Annotated in this window: 15 protein-coding genes; 10 read left to right on the top strand and 5 right to left on the bottom strand. The window is 70.8% G+C overall.

All coding sequences use genetic code 11. The features are described from left to right. Nucleotides 1-79 precede the first annotated feature (79 nt). Nucleotides 80-241, bottom strand: coding sequence for a hypothetical protein (locus QMG86_RS22365; protein WP_281874628.1), 162 nt, complete (start codon nt 239-241; stop codon nt 80-82). An 85-nt stretch (nt 242-326) separates the two neighbouring features. Between QMG86_RS22365 and QMG86_RS22370 the strand changes: the two genes are divergently transcribed. From QMG86_RS22370 to QMG86_RS22390, 5 genes are all read left to right on the top strand, one after another. Then, entirely contained in the window at nt 327-1,295 is a 969-nt protein-coding gene (locus QMG86_RS22370; protein ID WP_281874629.1) for a helix-turn-helix domain-containing protein, read from the top strand. A 73-nt stretch (nt 1,296-1,368) separates the two neighbouring features. After that, nucleotides 1,369-1,929, top strand: coding sequence for a bifunctional adenosylcobinamide kinase/adenosylcobinamide-phosphate guanylyltransferase (locus tag QMG86_RS22375; protein WP_281874631.1), 561 nt, complete (start codon nt 1,369-1,371; stop codon nt 1,927-1,929). Between the two features lie 335 nt (nt 1,930-2,264). Further along, complete coding sequence (gene cobT / locus QMG86_RS22380; RefSeq protein WP_281874632.1) at nt 2,265-3,344, top strand: nicotinate-nucleotide--dimethylbenzimidazole phosphoribosyltransferase; 1,080 nt, start codon at nt 2,265-2,267, stop codon at nt 3,342-3,344. A gap of 172 nt (nt 3,345-3,516) precedes the next feature. Next, nucleotides 3,517-4,272, top strand: a complete 756-nt coding sequence (locus QMG86_RS22385; protein WP_281874633.1) for an adenosylcobinamide-GDP ribazoletransferase — start codon at nt 3,517-3,519, stop codon at nt 4,270-4,272. A gap of 121 nt (nt 4,273-4,393) precedes the next feature. After that, entirely contained in the window at nt 4,394-5,107 is a 714-nt protein-coding gene (locus QMG86_RS22390; RefSeq protein WP_281874634.1) for an MBL fold metallo-hydrolase, read from the top strand. Between the two features lies 1 nt (nt 5,108). Here QMG86_RS22390 and QMG86_RS22395 read toward each other — a convergent pair whose 3' ends face one another. The 3 genes from QMG86_RS22395 to QMG86_RS22405 form a co-directional block, all read right to left on the bottom strand. Further along, a complete protein-coding gene (locus QMG86_RS22395) occupies nt 5,109-6,206 on the bottom strand; it encodes a branched-chain amino acid aminotransferase (RefSeq protein WP_281874636.1) in 1,098 nt (365 codons plus the stop codon). A gap of 88 nt (nt 6,207-6,294) precedes the next feature. After that, nucleotides 6,295-7,395 (bottom strand): glycine cleavage system aminomethyltransferase GcvT, encoded by a 1,101-nt coding sequence (gcvT, locus tag QMG86_RS22400; protein ID WP_281874638.1) that lies wholly within the window; start codon nt 7,393-7,395, stop codon nt 6,295-6,297. A gap of 47 nt (nt 7,396-7,442) precedes the next feature. Then, a complete protein-coding gene (locus QMG86_RS22405; RefSeq protein WP_281874639.1) occupies nt 7,443-8,048 on the bottom strand; it encodes a GNAT family N-acetyltransferase in 606 nt (201 codons plus the stop codon). Between the two features lie 96 nt (nt 8,049-8,144). On the opposite strand from QMG86_RS22405, the gene QMG86_RS22410 reads away from it, so the two are divergent. After that, nucleotides 8,145-8,960, top strand: coding sequence for a TetR/AcrR family transcriptional regulator C-terminal domain-containing protein (locus tag QMG86_RS22410; RefSeq protein ID WP_281874640.1), 816 nt, complete (start codon nt 8,145-8,147; stop codon nt 8,958-8,960). Between the two features lie 9 nt (nt 8,961-8,969). Next, entirely contained in the window at nt 8,970-10,481 is a 1,512-nt protein-coding gene (locus QMG86_RS22415) for a leucyl aminopeptidase (protein WP_281874641.1), read from the top strand. A gap of 215 nt (nt 10,482-10,696) precedes the next feature. Here QMG86_RS22415 and QMG86_RS22420 read toward each other — a convergent pair whose 3' ends face one another. Continuing rightward, a complete protein-coding gene (locus QMG86_RS22420; protein WP_434085507.1) occupies nt 10,697-11,059 on the bottom strand; it encodes an oxidoreductase in 363 nt (120 codons plus the stop codon). A gap of 260 nt (nt 11,060-11,319) precedes the next feature. On the opposite strand from QMG86_RS22420, the gene sucB reads away from it, so the two are divergent. The 3 genes from sucB to QMG86_RS22435 are packed head-to-tail and all read left to right on the top strand — an operon-like array spanning nt 11,320 to nt 14,565. Next, complete coding sequence (gene sucB, locus QMG86_RS22425; RefSeq protein WP_281874643.1) at nt 11,320-13,104, top strand: 2-oxoglutarate dehydrogenase, E2 component, dihydrolipoamide succinyltransferase; 1,785 nt, start codon at nt 11,320-11,322, stop codon at nt 13,102-13,104. A gap of 19 nt (nt 13,105-13,123) precedes the next feature. Next, nucleotides 13,124-14,032 (top strand): TIGR01777 family oxidoreductase, encoded by a 909-nt coding sequence (locus tag QMG86_RS22430; protein ID WP_281874645.1) that lies wholly within the window; start codon nt 13,124-13,126, stop codon nt 14,030-14,032. Beyond that, nucleotides 14,029-14,565 (top strand): GNAT family N-acetyltransferase, encoded by a 537-nt coding sequence (locus tag QMG86_RS22435; RefSeq protein ID WP_281874646.1) that lies wholly within the window; start codon nt 14,029-14,031, stop codon nt 14,563-14,565. Before QMG86_RS22430 ends, QMG86_RS22435 begins: the two co-directional genes overlap by 4 nt. The last annotated feature ends 15 nt before the right edge of the window (nt 14,566-14,580 follow it).

Here is a 14,580-nt window from a genome sequence, read left to right on the forward strand (position 1 = left end):
GCGCACCGTGCGCTCGGCCGGTTTCCACGGACTCTGCCCGGTCGTGGGTCCGCCATGAGCGCGGACCGGTGTCTCGCGGTCAGCGGTGGTGGGTGTTGCGGCCGAGCATCGCCGTCAGTTCCGAGTGCAGTCGCTCCGCGTCGCGGTCGATCACGTTCGAGGAGCCCGCGCTGGCCGTGCCGCGCGCGATGACTGTGGCGAAAACCACGAGAACCGCCAGGGTGATGAGGAAAGTAGCCATGGCAGTAATTTTTCGTTCATTCATTTACTGCCGAAAGTGGCGGTGCTGACATAGTTCGTAAAAATTCGGCCACTAGACTGGCGGCATGCTGTCGAAGGTCGCCGTGGTGCTGTCCGAACGCATGGCCATGTTCGAATTCGGGGTGGTGTGTGAGGTTTTCGGTCTCGACCGCACGGCTGACGGGCTGCCCGGCTTCGATTTCCGGGTGTGCGGGGCCGAGCCGGGCGTCCCGCTGCGCTCGACGAGCCCCGGGATCACGATCACACCGGAACACGGCCTCGCGGAGCTCGCGACGGCCGATCTGGTGGCCATCCCCGCCGCCGCGGCGGACCAAGGATTCGACCCGCGGGTCGTCACCGCCGTGCGCGACGCGGCGGCGGCTGGAGCAACCGTGCTCACGGTGTGTTCCGGAGCCTTCCTGGCCGGGGCGGCCGGGCTGCTCGACGGCCGCAAATGCACCACGCACTGGCGTCATGTGGAGCAACTCGCCGCCGCGTATCCGGCGGCGACCGTCGATCCGGACGTGCTGTTCGTCGACGAGGGCGATCTGATCACCAGCGCGGGCACCGCCGCGGGCATCGACGCCTGCCTGCACCTGGTGCGGCGCGAACTCGGCAGCGGCGTGGCCAACGCGATCGCGCGGCGCATGGTGGTGCCGCCGCAGCGCGACGGCGGGCAGCGCCAGTTCATCGAACGCCCCGTCGCCGCCTGCACCTCCGACAGTCTCATTCCCACCCTGGAGTGGATGAACGAGCACCTCGACCTGCCGCACACGGTGGAAGACCTCGCCACCCGCTCCAACATGTCCACCCGCACCTTCGCGCGTCGCTTCGCCGCCGAAACCGGGACCACCCCGGTGAAATGGCTCACCAACCAGCGCGTACTGCTGGCCAAGCAACTGCTCGAGGAAACCGACCTCGGGCTGGAACACATCGCCGCACGCTGCGGTTTCGGCTCCGGCGCCCTCCTGCGCCACCATTTCCAGCGCCTCGTCGGCATCGCCCCCACCGAATATCGTCGCCGCTTCGGCCGCAGTCCGGAAGCAGCGGTCTGATCGCTCGCCCGCCGACACCCGGCACGCCTCGGAGCAGTGCGGGGACCTGACGCTCGGTTGATAGCGTGCACCCGTGTCCGAACCTCCTCCGTCCGCCGCGCCGCGTAGCACCCTCGTTCTCGGTGGCGCGCGGTCCGGGAAGTCGGCGTTCGCGGAGGACCTCGCGGTCCGGTCGGGCGGCCCGGTGCGGTATCTCGCCACCGCCGTGCCCGACCCCGGCGACCACGACTTCGCCGAACGCATCGCCGGGCATCGCGGCCGGCGACCGGCGGGCTGGTCCACCGTCGAAAGCGCCGATCCGGCGGAAATCCTCACCGAGCCGACGCCGACGCCGTCCGTCTTCACCCTGATCGATGACATCGGCACCTGGTTGACCGCCCGCATCGATGCGCGCGACGCGTGGGACGCCCCGCGCGGCACGGTCTCCCCCGACACCGACGCGCTGGTCGCCGCCGTCGCCGCGTACATCGGCGACCTCGTGATCGTCACCCCGGAAGTGGGCATGGGCGTCATCCCGGCCACGCGCTCCGGCCGCCTGTTCCGCGACGAGATCGGCACCCTCAACCAGCGTCTGGCCCAAGTCTGTGACGAGGCCTTCTTCGTCATCGCCGGTCTGCCGGTCCGCCTCAAATAGCGCTCGAGCCACGTCTTCCACCCAGCGATACCCGCGACCGCGCCGAGCGGTCCGCGTCGCCGATCGCGGATCCCACGCCCTTCACTCGTATCCGTCTGAGCGCCTGGATTCTCGACGTCGACCGCGGTGTCGCCTCGACACATCTCCTGGGCCGCGTGGCACAAGTCGGCCTTGCCGCAGGCGATGCGGCTTCCGTCGACAGCCGGACGGCTCGGCGATGCCTCGGGCGCGGCGAACCGGTGCGGCGAGGTCAGGTCACGGCCCCACGGTGCGACGGGGCAATGGCAAGATTGGGCGGCGAAGCGGGCGAACCGCCATGACCGAAAGGCTCGATAGTGACGCACGGATTCGGACCGGTAGCGCCTCCGGACGCACAATCTCGTGCGGCGGCCGAGCAGCGCCAGGCGCAGCTGACCAAACCCGCCGGCGCACTCGGCCGTCTGGAGCAACTCGGCAACTGGGTGGCGGCCTGTCAGGGCACGTGCCCGCCGAAGCAGTTCGAGCGTGCGCGGGTGGTGATCTTCGCCGGGGACCACGGCGTCGCCCGGCACGGGGTGTCGGCGTATCCGAGCGAAGTGACCGCGCAGATGGTCGCGAACTTCCTGGCCGGCGGCGCCGCGGTGAACGCGCTCGCGGCGGTGGCGGGCGCGACGGTGCAGGTCGCGGACATCTCCGTCGACGCGGACACCGACCCGCAGGTGTCCAAGCACAAGGTGCGCCGTTCCAGCGGGGCGATCGATCGCGAGGACGCGCTCACCGACGACGAGATCCGGGCGGCGATCGAGGCGGGCCGCGCCATCGCCGACGAGGAGATCGACGCGGGCGCCGACCTGCTGATCGCGGGCGACATGGGCATCGGCAACACGACTCCGGCCACCGTGCTCGTCGCGAGCCTCACCAAGACCGAACCGGTCGCCGCCGTGGGCCGCGGCACCGGCGTCGACGACGCGGGATGGATCCGCAAGGTCGCCGCGATCCGCGACGCGATGCGCCGCGCCCGCCCGGTGGTGAAGGACCCGGTCGAACTGCTCCGGGTGGCCGCGGGCGCCGACTTCGCCGCGATGGCCGCGTTCCTCGCCCAGGCCGCCACCCGGCGCACGCCCGTCCTGCTCGACGGCGTCGTCGTCACGGCCGCGGCGATGGTCGCCGAAGACCTCGCCGCGGGCGCGAGCGCCTGGTGGCTGGCGGGTCACCGCTCGACCGAACCGGCGCACGACCTCGCGCTGCGACACCTGCGCCTGGACCCCGTGATCGACCTGGCCATGCGCCTCGGCGAAGGCTCCGGAGCTCTGACCGCCTTGCCCGTCCTCCGCTCGGCGGTGGCCACGCTCGCGGAGATGTCCACCTTCGGCGAAGCGGGCGTCAGCACCGCCGACGCCGAACCGGTGAATCGCGCGCTCGACCTGCGCAAGTGAAGTCTTCCCGGTCCTGCGACCCCTTCCTCCACCGGCCGACGCCGAGCGGGAGGCAACCGCTCCCGGCGACTCCCGGCTCCGCGACGCGCGGGCCGACAGCTGGACCGCAGCCGGTAATCGATCAGGTCAGCGGCACAGCGCGCGCGATGCCGCCTGGCACACGAGGTTCGGTGTGAACGGCGTTCGGTTGGCGATTTCCTGGCTCACGGTGCTGCCGGTGCGCGGCCCGGATGCCGTGGATCGCGCGGCGGCGGGCCGCGCGATCCTGCTGGCACCGCTGGTCGGCGCGCTGCTCGGCGCGGGGGCCGCGGGTCTGCTGTGGGCTCTGACCCGCGCCGGGGCGAGCGCCGCGCTGGCCGGGCTGGTGGTGGTCGGCGCGCTGGCATTGATCACCAGGGGTATGCACCTGGACGGCCTCGCCGACACCTTGGACGGCCTCGGCAGCTACGGGCCGCCGGAGCGGGCCAGGCAGATCATGAAAAGCGGCGGAGCCGGACCGTTCGGTGTCGCGGGGCTCGCGTTCACCATCGGGATACAAGCGTTCTCGTTCGCGGCCCTTGCCGAGTCGGATAGGTGGCTGGCCGTCGCTCTCGCCGTGACGACCGGCCGAATCGCCGTGATCCTCGCTTGCCGGGGCATCCCCGCCGCGCCGGGCACCGGTTTCGGCATCCTGGTCGCCGACACGCAGTCCGCCCTTGCCGAGGCCACCTGGTCGGTGCTCGCTCTCGCGCTCGCCGTGCTCGCCGTCCCGGGCCGTCCGTGGCTCGGCCCGCTCGCCGTGGCGCTCGGTCTGGCCGCCTCGGTGATCCTGGTCCGGCATTGCGCTCGCCGCTTCGAGGGGCTCTCCGGTGACGTCCTCGGCGCCGCCGTCGAGACCACGGTGGCGCTCACGGCGGCCGTGCTGTCGCTTACCGTCCAGCCCGGCTGACCGGCCGCGGGCGCCGATTCGGGTGTTTGGCCGGTGCGGACCGGGAGCGAGAGTCTGAGTCACTGGAATTTTTCCGGCCGTGCCGCGCGGGTCGTCTGGGTCGGGCAATAAGGTGGGCGGTATGTCTTCTGAGCGCCTGTATTTTCGCCAGCTGTTGTCGGGACGCGACTACGCCGTGGGCGATCCGATCGCGACGCAGATGCGCAACTTCGCGTATCTCATCGGCGATCGGGAAACGGGCGAGTGCGTGGTGATCGACCCGGCCTACGCCGCGGGTGATCTGGTGGACATCGCCGAGAGCGACGGCTTGCGGCTCAGCGGGGTGCTCGCCACCCATCATCACCCCGATCACGTGGGCGGCACGATGCTCGGCTTCACCCTGCGCGGAGTGCGCGAACTGCTCGAGAAGACAAGCGTCCCAGTGCATGTCAACGCGACAGAGCTGCCCTGGGTGGCCAATGTCACCGGCATCGCGGAGAGCGAACTGACCGGCCACGAGCACGGCGACAAGGTCACCGTCGGAGCCTTCGACATCGAGTTACTACACACGCCCGGTCACACCCCGGGCAGCCAATGCTTTTTGTTCGACAACCGCCTGATCGCCGGCGACACGTTGTTCGTCGACGGCTGCGGCCGCACCGACTTCCCCGGCGGCGACTCGGACGAAATGTTCCGCAGCCTGCGCTACCTGGCCGGACTTCCCGGTGACCCGGTCGTGTACCCGGGGCACTGGTATTCGCAGGAACCCAACGCCACGCTGTCCACTGTCCGGGACAAGAACTACGTCATGCGTCCGCAGACGCTGGAACAGTGGCACATGCTGATGCCGGGCTGAGTCACATCGGCCGCATCCACCCGTGCTTGTCGGCGAAGGTGCCGCGCTGGATGCCGGTGAGGGTGTCGCGCAGCGCCATGGTGACCGCGCCGGGCTCGCCGCCGCCGATGGTGAATTCGCCCGCCTCGGAACGGACCCAGCCGACCGGCGTGATCACCGCGGCGGTGCCGCACGCGAAAACCTCGGTGATCTCCCCGGTTTCGGCGCCCTTACGCCATTCCTCCACCGAGATCTTGCGCTCCTCGACCGGGAAGCCCGAGTCGGCGGCGAGGGTGAGCAGTGAGTCCCGGGTGATGCCCGGCAGCAACGAGCCGGACAGTTCCGGGGTGACCAGCCGCGCCTCGGACCCGGAACCGAAGACGAAGAACAGGTTGTTGGTGCCCATCTCTTCGACGTAGCGGCGCTCACACGCGTCCAGCCACACCACTTGGTCGCACCCCTTGGCCGATGCCTCGGCCTGCGCGAGCAGCGACGCCGCGTAGTTGCCCGCGACCTTCGCCTCGCCGGTGCCGCCCGGCGCGGCGCGCACGTATTCGGTGGACAGCCAGACCCGCACCGGCTTCACACCACGCGGGAAGTACGCCCCCGCCGGGGAACCGAGCAGCAGGTACTTGTACGCCGCGGCGGGCTTCACGCCCAGCCCGGCCTCGGTGGCGAACATGAACGGCCGCAGGTACAGCGATTCCTCGCCGCCCGCCGCGGGCACCCAGTCCCGGTCCACCTCCAGCAGTTGCCGCACCGACTCGACGAACAGCTCGTCGGGCAGTTCGGCCATCGCCATCCGGCGAGCCGACCGGCGGAAACGCGCGGCGTTGGCGTCGATGCGGAAGCAGGAGACGCTGCCGTCGCTCTGCCGGTAGGCCTTCAGTCCCTCGAAGATGGCCTGGCCGTAGTGGAAGACCATGGTCGCGGGGTCCAGCGCGAGCGGCCCGTACGGCTCCACCCGCGCGTTGGTCCACGTGCCGCCGACGTAATCGATCGAGACCATGTGATCGGTGAAGTGGCGCCCGAACCCCGGCTCCGCCAGTACCTCTTGCCGCCGCTGCGCCGGAAGCGGCGCGGGATGCGGAACACGGGTGAACTGTGCGGCAGCGGTCATGCCGACGATCCTATCCGGCCCGCTTCCGGCCATTTCGCCACGGTCCGCACCGCACCGCGTCACCCTCGGCGGCTGGTGGGCGCGTCCCTCACTTGGTGTTGGTCCGGACGAACGGCGGACGGACGGTTTCGCAGCGCACACGGCGGCCGCGCACATCGACCTCGACCTCGACGCCGGGTTCGATGCCCGCCGCGGTGTCCAGCAGCGCCAGCGCGATGCCGAGCTTGAGCGTGGGCGAGAAGGTGCCGGACGTGGTCGCACCGACCGGCTCGCCGTCGCGCAGCACGGTTTGGCCTTGCCGGAGCACACCGCGGTCGAGCGCCTTGAGGCCCAGCAGGATTCGGCGCGGACCGTCCGACTTCTCCTGCTCCAGCGCGGCCTTGCCCCAGAACTGCGACTTCTGCCAGCCGACCGCCCAACCGCAGCGCGCCTGCACCGGGGAGATGTCCGGCGAGAGCTCGTGTCCGTGCAGGGGATAGCCCATCTCGGTGCGCAAGGTGTCGCGGGCGCCCAGCCCGGCCACCTGCCCCTCGGCGGCGCGCACTTGCTCCACCAAGGCGCGGAACAGCGGTTCGGCGTCGGCCCAGCGCGGCAGTAACTCGTAGCCGTGTTCGCCGGTGTAGCCGGTGCGGCAGACCCGGACGGGGCGGCCGTCCCAGTCCGCGTCGGCAAAGGCCATGTACTCGAGATCGGTGGGCAGGCCGAGCGCGCCGAGCACCTCGCCGGAGCGCGGCCCCTGCACCGCGAACACGGCGTAGTCGCGGTGCTCGTCGGTCACCGTGACGCCGTCGGGCGCGGCCTCGCGCAGTTCGGCGACGACCGCCGCGGTGTTGGCGGCGTTCGGTACCAGGAAGATCTCGTCGTCGCCGACGTAATAGGCGATCAAGTCGTCGATCACGCCGCCGTCCTGCGCGCAGCACAGCGTGTACTGCGCCTTGCCCGGGCGGATGCGGCCGAGATCGTTGGTGAGGGCAGAGTTCACGAACGCCGCGGCGCCTCGGCCGCGCACCGTCGCCTTGCCCAGGTGGCTGACGTCGAACAGCCCGGCCGTCGTGCGGACCGCTTGGTGCTCGGTCACCGTGCCCGCGTAGGACACCGGCATCTCCCAGCCGCCGAACGGCGCGAAAGTGGCGCCCAGCTCGACGTGCACGGCGTGAATGGGTCCTTGCAGGAGGCTCGTCTCGGTCACCAGCCGAGCTTATCCGGGACCGCGGCGGCGCAAGCCCGCCCCGCGCGCTACGGCCGGAACCACATCGGGATCAGCGTCGGGCCGTTCTCCGGCAGCGTGTGGGTCGCCGCGGTCGGCGCGAATCCGCAACGGCTGTAGAGCCGGGCGGATCGTTCGGTGCTGGCTTCGAGAAACGCCGGGAGGTCCGCTTCGGACACCGCTTTCAAACGGTCGGCGAGTATCACCGCACCCGCCCCCTTGCCGCGATGCTCCGGCAGCGTGACGATCACTTGCAGGTAGCGGTGCGGGAACTCGCGGGGGTGTGCGCGGGCGAGCAGGTCGGTGAGATACGTCAGCCGCTGCGCCACGCGCAGATCGGGAGCCTGTTCGAGCATGGTCCGAGCCTCGGCGGCTTCGTCGGCGAATCGCTCGACCGAGGTGACGTGCTGCCAGATCGACATGGACCAGATCTGCTCGCCCGGCCCCGCTACCCAGATCTCGTCCTCGCGCAGCGCTCGATCCACCAAACCCGGCACGAACGCGGTACGGAAAGCCGGATCAGGCTGACCTTCCAGCACCCACTCCGTCACCACCTCGTCCGCACTGGCGATGCCGAACGCATCGATCAGCGCGTCCCGGTCGCGCCGACCGGCCTGGCGAACAGTGAACTCCATCCGCGTCACCTTCCTGTGAACATCGTGTCGATCATCGAATCTAAGGAGGTCAGAGACGTGTCGCTACTATTTCGTCACACCTGTTCGTGTGTCGAAATGGAACCACCGATGATGTGCGCGGTCTGCCGCAAGGAACTCGCCCAGCCCGCCAAGGGCCGGCGGCGCAAGTACTGCTCGCGCTCCTGCCAGGCGCGCGCCTACCGCGCGCGCCGCGCGTCGATCCCGGCACGCCGCGCGAGCCGCCCGACGCGGCTGACCGCGGTCGGCATCGCGCGGGCGGCGGTGGAGCTGGCCGACCGCGACGGAATCGACGGTCTCACCATGCGCCGCCTGGCCAGCGCGCTCGGCGTCGCGACCGCGACCCTCTACCGCCACGTCCCCGACCGGGAAACGCTGCTGGCGAACATGGCGGAGCTGGTACTCGACGAGATCCCACCGCCCGCGGCCGGATGCGCGGGCTGGCGCCGACGGCTGCGGCACGAGGCGCACGAGGAGTGGCGCCTCTACCGCAGGCATCCGTGGATGCTGCCGCTGCTGGCGCGCACCCGCCCCCCGCTGGGCCCGGCCCTGCTGGACGTCTTGGAACGGAACTTCGCCGCCCTCGATCGCCCCGGCCTGACGCGGCGCACGGGTTTCGCGATCTACCTCGCGCTCTCCGGCCTGGTCCAGGGCCTCGCGCTGTTGTGGAGTTCCGAGCGCGCCGACCGCTTCGGCGAGCCGCGCGACGCCGCCGAGGCTACCGCGCTGCGCCACGAGTTCGCCGAACTGCTGGACCCCACGGTCCGCCCCGTCCTGCACCGTCTCCTCGCCGACTCGGATTCCTTCGAGATGGACTTCGACGACCTGCTGCACGACGCGGTGGAACTGCTGCTCGACGGCGTCGCGGTGCGCTATCCGGAACCGACCGAATAGCCTGTGCCAATGACCGCTGTTGCAGATCGCTCGCTCGGACCGGAACTGGCACGCACCGAGACCATCGGCGCGGACACCGATGTGCTCGTCATCGGGTTGACCTCCTCGGAGGACGGTCCCGCCATCGTGCCCGAGGACCTGTTCAGCGACGTGCTCACCGCCGACGTGCGCGCGGAACTGCTCGATCAGCTCGGCGCGGTGGGGGCGAAAGGCAAGGCCGAGGAGCTCACCCGGATTCCGGCCCCGGCCGGGCTGGACGGGGTGACCAGCGTCCTGGCCGTCGGTCTGGGCTCCACCGACAAACTCGACGCCGAGCAGATCCGCCGCTCGGCCGGCGTGGCCGCTCGCGCGCTCTCCGGCACCGAACTGGTGGTGACCACGCTGTCCGGGCTGGACATCGGCGCCGCGGCGGAAGGCTTCTACCTGGGCGCCTACTCCTTCACGCCGTTCCGCTCGGACAAGTCCGCGCCCAAGCCGGACGAGCGCCCCGTGGCCCGCGTCGAGTTGCTCGTGCCCGAGCCCGGATTCGGCGAGGAGGCCTTGTTCCGCGCCCAGCTCACCGCCGAGGCCGTCGCCACCGCACGGGATTTCGTGAACACCCCGCCCAGCCATTTGTTCCCGGCCGAGTTCGCCTCGCGCGCGCAGGAACTCGCCGAGGCCGCGGGTCTCACCGTCGAGGTGCTCGATGAGAAGGCGCTGGAAGCGGGCGGTTACGGCGGCGTGCTCGGGGTGGGCAAGGGCTCCTCGCGCCCGCCGCGCCTGATCCGCATCACCTACGCGGGCGGTCCGAAGAAGGTCGCGCTGGTCGGCAAGGGCATCACCTTCGACACCGGCGGCATCTCCATCAAGCCCGCGCAGAACATGGAGAACATGACCTCCGACATGGCGGGCGCCGCCGCCGTGATCGCCACGACGCTGCTGGCGGCGCGCCTGAGCCTGCCGCTCACCGTCACCGCCACGGTGCCGATGGCGGAGAACATGCCCTCGGCCACCGCGCAGCGCCCCGGCGACGTGCTCACCCAGTACGGCGGCACCACCGTCGAGGTGCTCAACACCGACGCCGAGGGCCGATTGATCCTGGCCGACGCGATCGTGCGCGCGAGCGAGGACGAGCCGGAGTACCTGATCGACGTGGCGACGCTGACCGGAGCGCAGATGGTCGCGCTCGGCACCCGCACGCCCGGCGTGATGGGCACCGACGAGTTCCGCGACCGGGTGGCCCGCATCTCCCGCGAGGTCGGGGAGAACGGCTGGGCGATGCCGCTTCCCGCCGAACTGCGCGCTGACCTGAACTCCAAGATCGCCGACCTGGCCAATGTCGCGCCGCACCGCTGGGGCGGCATGCTCTCGGCCGGACTGTTCCTCAAGGAGTTCGTACCGGAGAACGTGCAGTGGGCCCACCTCGACGTGGCCGGTCCCGCCTACAACACCGGCGGCCCGTTCGGCTACATCGGCAAGGGCGGCACCGGCGTCCCGGTCCGCACGCTGATCGCGGTATTGCAGGACATCGCCGCGGAGTGAGTGGGAAGCGCGTCGTCCGGGGCGTTCCCGGACGACGCGGGTAGTCCACCGCGGTCCGAAGGGCGGACCGCGGCCCGCGTTCCACGCTCCGCCGCGCATCGGCCCACTGATATTCGGAGTGGGTTCCGCCTCGCGACTCCGGGGGGACGCTTCGCGCGTCGTCGGGGCAACTCGGAAAGCACCCCGGAACCGGGCGGAACGGACAATCCGGCGGCTCAGAGGTCGTACAGATCCCGTTCCAGCTCGCGCTGCCGCTGCACCCGCCTGCGAGCGTCGTAGTCGCGCATCCGCTGCGGATAACCGGTCTTGTGCACGTCGTAGACGGGGATGTGCAAATCCTTGGCAAGCCGTTGCGCACCACGCTCGCCGACGATCCGCCGCGTCCATTCACCATCTGCGGCAACAAGCACCACTGTGACATCGGTCACCGTGGTCTTCGGTTCGATGTAGCCCTCGACGCCCACGTGCGTGCGCACCCAGTCGGCCAGATAGCGAGCGTCCCGCCCGGACACCGAACTCCCACGTAGAGCGCCCCCGCCCCGGGCGACGCCGCCACGGAAACGATCCAGCAAACCCAACGACGCGCACCTCCTTTCCTGCACCGGAGAATGTTCACCGCCGGTCTTCCCATACTGCCAGCTCCGCGCAGTTGGCCGCCCTGTGCTACGTAGCTTGCGCGCGAGTGCAAGGATGGACCGCGGTACAAGAACCACACGGATCTCCGGTGCCACGCACAATGATCGGTGGCTTCCGGACTCACGTCGCGACCCGCGGCGGGCGTCCGCAGCGAGATCAACTGTTGTAGAACCCCGTCGAGCAGTCAGAGGAGTCAACGGACATGGCCTTCTCCGTCCAGATGCCCGCTCTTGGTGAGAGCGTCACCGAGGGAACGGTGACCAGGTGGCTGAAGCAGGAAGGAGACACGGTCGAGGTCGACGAGCCGCTGCTCGAAGTCTCCACCGACAAGGTCGACACCGAAATCCCGTCCCCCGCGGCGGGTGTGCTGTCGAAGATCGTCGCGAACGAGGACGACGTGGTCGAGGTCGGCGGCGAGCTCGGCGTGATCAGCGAAGCCGGTGAGGCGGCGGCGTCCGCTCCCGCGCCCGCTCCGGAAGCCGCGGCGCCCGCGCAGGAGACCCCGGTCCCGTCCGAGGAGGCGCCCGCGGCCGAACCTCAGGCCGCTCCCGCCGAGGAGTCCGCGCCCGCCGCCCAAGCCGCGCCCGCGTCCTCCGGTGACGGCACCCCGGTGAAGATGCCGGAGCTCGGCGAGTCGGTCACCGAGGGCACCGTCACCCGCTGGCTGAAGTCGGTCGGCGACGAGGTCGCCGTCGACGAGCCGCTGCTCGAGGTCTCCACCGACAAGGTCGACACCGAGATTCCCTCGCCCGTCGCGGGCACCCTGCTGGAGATCACCGCCCAGGAAGACGACGTCGTCGCGGTCGGTGGACAGCTCGGCGTCATCGGCAGCGGTTCCCCGGCGGCCGCCGCACCGGCCCCTGCCCCGGCTCCCGCGCCCGCTCCCAAGCCCGAACCGGCTCCCAAGCCCGAACCGGCCCCGGCCGCCGCCGCGCCCGCTCCGGCCCCGGCTCCCGCCCCGGCCCCGGCTCCCGCTCCCGCCCCGGCCCCCAAGCCCGCCCCCGCGCCGGCCGCCGCGGCTGCCGAATCCTCCAACGGCGCAACCCCCTACGTCACCCCGCTGGTGCGCAAGCTGGCCGAGGAGAACAACGTCGACCTCGCCACGATCACCGGTTCCGGTGTCGGAGGCCGCATTCGCAAGCAGGACGTGCTCGCCGCCGCCGAGGCCAAGAAGGCCCCCGCCCCGGCCGCCGCTCCGGCCGCGTCCGCCCCGGCGGCGAAGGCGCCCTCGGCTCCCGCCGCGGCGAGCCCGGAGCTGGCCCACCTGCGCGGGACCGTGCAGAAAGCCAACCGCATCCGCCAGATCACCGCGACCAAGACCCGCGAGTCGCTGCAGACCACCGCGCAGCTGACCCAGGTGCACGAGGCCGACGTCACCAAGATCGCGGCGCTGCGCAACCAGGCCAAGGCGGCGTTCAAGGAACGCGAGGGCGTCAACCTGACGTTCCTGCCCTTCTTCGCCAAGGCCGTGGTCGAGGCGCTCGGCGTGCACCCGAACGTCAACGCCAGCTACGACGAGTCCAGCAAGGAGATCACCTACCACGCCTCGGTGCACCTCGGCATCGCCGTCGACACCGAGCAGGGCCTGCTGTCCCCGGTGATCCACAACGCCAGCGACCTGTCGCTGGCCGGTCTGGCGCGCGCCATCGCCGACATCGCCAACCGCGCTCGCACCGGCGGGCTCAAGCCCGACGAGCTGGCCGGCGGCACGTTCACCATCACCAACATCGGCAGCCAGGGCGCGCTGTTCGACACCCCGATCCTGGTTCCGCCGCAGGCGGCCATGCTCGGCACGGGCGCGATCGTGAAGCGTCCGGTCGTGGTGACCGACGAGACCGGCAACGAGTCCATCGGCGTCCGTTCGATGTGCTACCTGCCGCTCACCTACGACCACCGCCTGATCGACGGCGCCGACGCCGGTCGCTTCCTGACCACGATCCGGCACCGGCTCGAGGAAGCGGCGTTCGAGGCCGATCTCGGCCTGTGAGGAAGGTCCCGCGGCACGTATGAAGGTCGTGATCGCCGGCTCGTCCGGATTGATCGGGACGGCGCTCGTCGCGGCTCTGCGCCGCGACGGGCACGACGTCGCCCGGCTGGTGCGCAGGAAAGCGGCGGGCCCGGACGAATTCACGTGGAATCCGGCCCGCGCCCAGCTGGACGAGCGGGCGCTGCGCGGCGCCGACGCCGTGGTCAACCTGTGCGGGGCGGGCGTCGGCCGGCGGCGCTGGACCGGCAGCTTCAAACAGGAGCTGCGCGACAGCCGGATCACCCCGACCGACGTGCTGGCCGGTGCGGTGGCCGCCGCGGGCGTGCCCGTGCTGCTCAACGCCAGCGGCGTGCATTACTACGGCGGCGACACCGGCGATCGGGTGGTGGACGAGACCTCCCCCGCCGGCTCGGGATTCCTGGCCACGCTGTGCAGGGACTGGGAGAAGGCGGCCGAGCCCGCCGCGGCGGCCGGTGTGCGTACGGTGCTGTTGCGCAGCGCGGTGGTGCTGTCGCGGGCCGGAGGCATGCTCGGCATGCTGCACCCGCTGTACGCGCTCGGCCTGGGCGGGCGGCTCGGCAACGGCCGCCAGTACACGCCGTGGATTTCCCTGGACGACGAGATCGGCGCGATCGTCTTCGCGCTCACCCACGACACGGTGTCCGGCCCGATCAACGTGGTCGGCCCCGCACCGGTCACCAACGCCGAGTTCAGCCGCGCGCTCGGCCGGGCGCTGCGTCGTCCCACTCCGCTGGTGGTCCCGGCGTTCGCGCTGCGCGCGCTGGTCGGCGAGATGGCGCAGGAGGCGATTCTGCACGGGCCGAGGGCGATTCCCACCGCCCTCGAGGAAGCGGGTTATCAGTTCCACCATCCCACCATCGGCGCCGCGCTGGCGGCCGCGGTGGGACGACCCGGAGACGCTCGATGACCGATCGACTCGACACCAGGCCCGCCATCGTCATCCGCGACGCGACCACCGATGACCTTCCGGCGATCCTGGAGATCCACAACGCGAATATCGCCACGTCCACCGCGATCTGGGACACCGAGCGGGTCGGTCTGGAGGAGCGCCTGGGCTGGTTCCAGGCCCGCACCGGAGCGGGGCTGCCCGTGCTGGTCGCCGAGATCGACGACGCCCTGGCGGGTTACGCGAGCTACGGGCCTTGGCGCACCAAATCCGGCTACCGCTACACGGTCGAGAACTCGGTCTACGTCGACGAACGCTTCCAGCGGCGCGGCATCGCCACCGCCCTGCTCACCGAGCTGATCGACCGTGCGCGCCGGGGCGGCGCCGTGCACGCCATGATCGCGGCCATCGAATCCGGCAACACCGGTTCGATCCTGCTGCACGAACGCTTCGGCTTCCGCACCGTCGGCGTCCTTCCCGAGGTAGGCCACAAATTCGGCCGCTGGATGGACTTGACCCTCATGCAGCTGACCTTGCCGGTCGACGCCGATTGACCGGGCGCCCGTCTT

The sequence above is a fragment of the Nocardia sputorum genome, assembly GCF_027924405.1.
GTDB lineage: Bacteria > Actinomycetota > Actinomycetes > Mycobacteriales > Mycobacteriaceae > Nocardia > Nocardia sputorum.

Coding starts and splice junctions, on each gene's coding strand:
- QMG86_RS22430 (WP_281874645.1), top strand. CDS start 13,124: ATGAAGGTCGTGATCGCCGGCTCGTCCGGATTGATCGGGACGGCGCTC.
- QMG86_RS22415 (WP_281874641.1), top strand. CDS start 8,970: ATGACCGCTGTTGCAGATCGCTCGCTCGGACCGGAACTGGCACGCACC.
- sucB (WP_281874643.1), top strand. CDS start 11,320: ATGGCCTTCTCCGTCCAGATGCCCGCTCTTGGTGAGAGCGTCACCGAG.
- QMG86_RS22405 (WP_281874639.1), bottom strand. CDS start 8,048: ATGGAGTTCACTGTTCGCCAGGCCGGTCGGCGCGACCGGGACGCGCTG.
- QMG86_RS22370 (WP_281874629.1), top strand. CDS start 327: ATGCTGTCGAAGGTCGCCGTGGTGCTGTCCGAACGCATGGCCATGTTC.
- QMG86_RS22410 (WP_281874640.1), top strand. CDS start 8,145: ATGGAACCACCGATGATGTGCGCGGTCTGCCGCAAGGAACTCGCCCAG.
- QMG86_RS22435 (WP_281874646.1), top strand. CDS start 14,029: ATGACCGATCGACTCGACACCAGGCCCGCCATCGTCATCCGCGACGCG.
- QMG86_RS22395 (WP_281874636.1), bottom strand. CDS start 6,206: ATGACCGCTGCCGCACAGTTCACCCGTGTTCCGCATCCCGCGCCGCTT.
- QMG86_RS22365 (WP_281874628.1), bottom strand. CDS start 241: ATGGCTACTTTCCTCATCACCCTGGCGGTTCTCGTGGTTTTCGCCACA.
- QMG86_RS22390 (WP_281874634.1), top strand. CDS start 4,394: ATGTCTTCTGAGCGCCTGTATTTTCGCCAGCTGTTGTCGGGACGCGAC.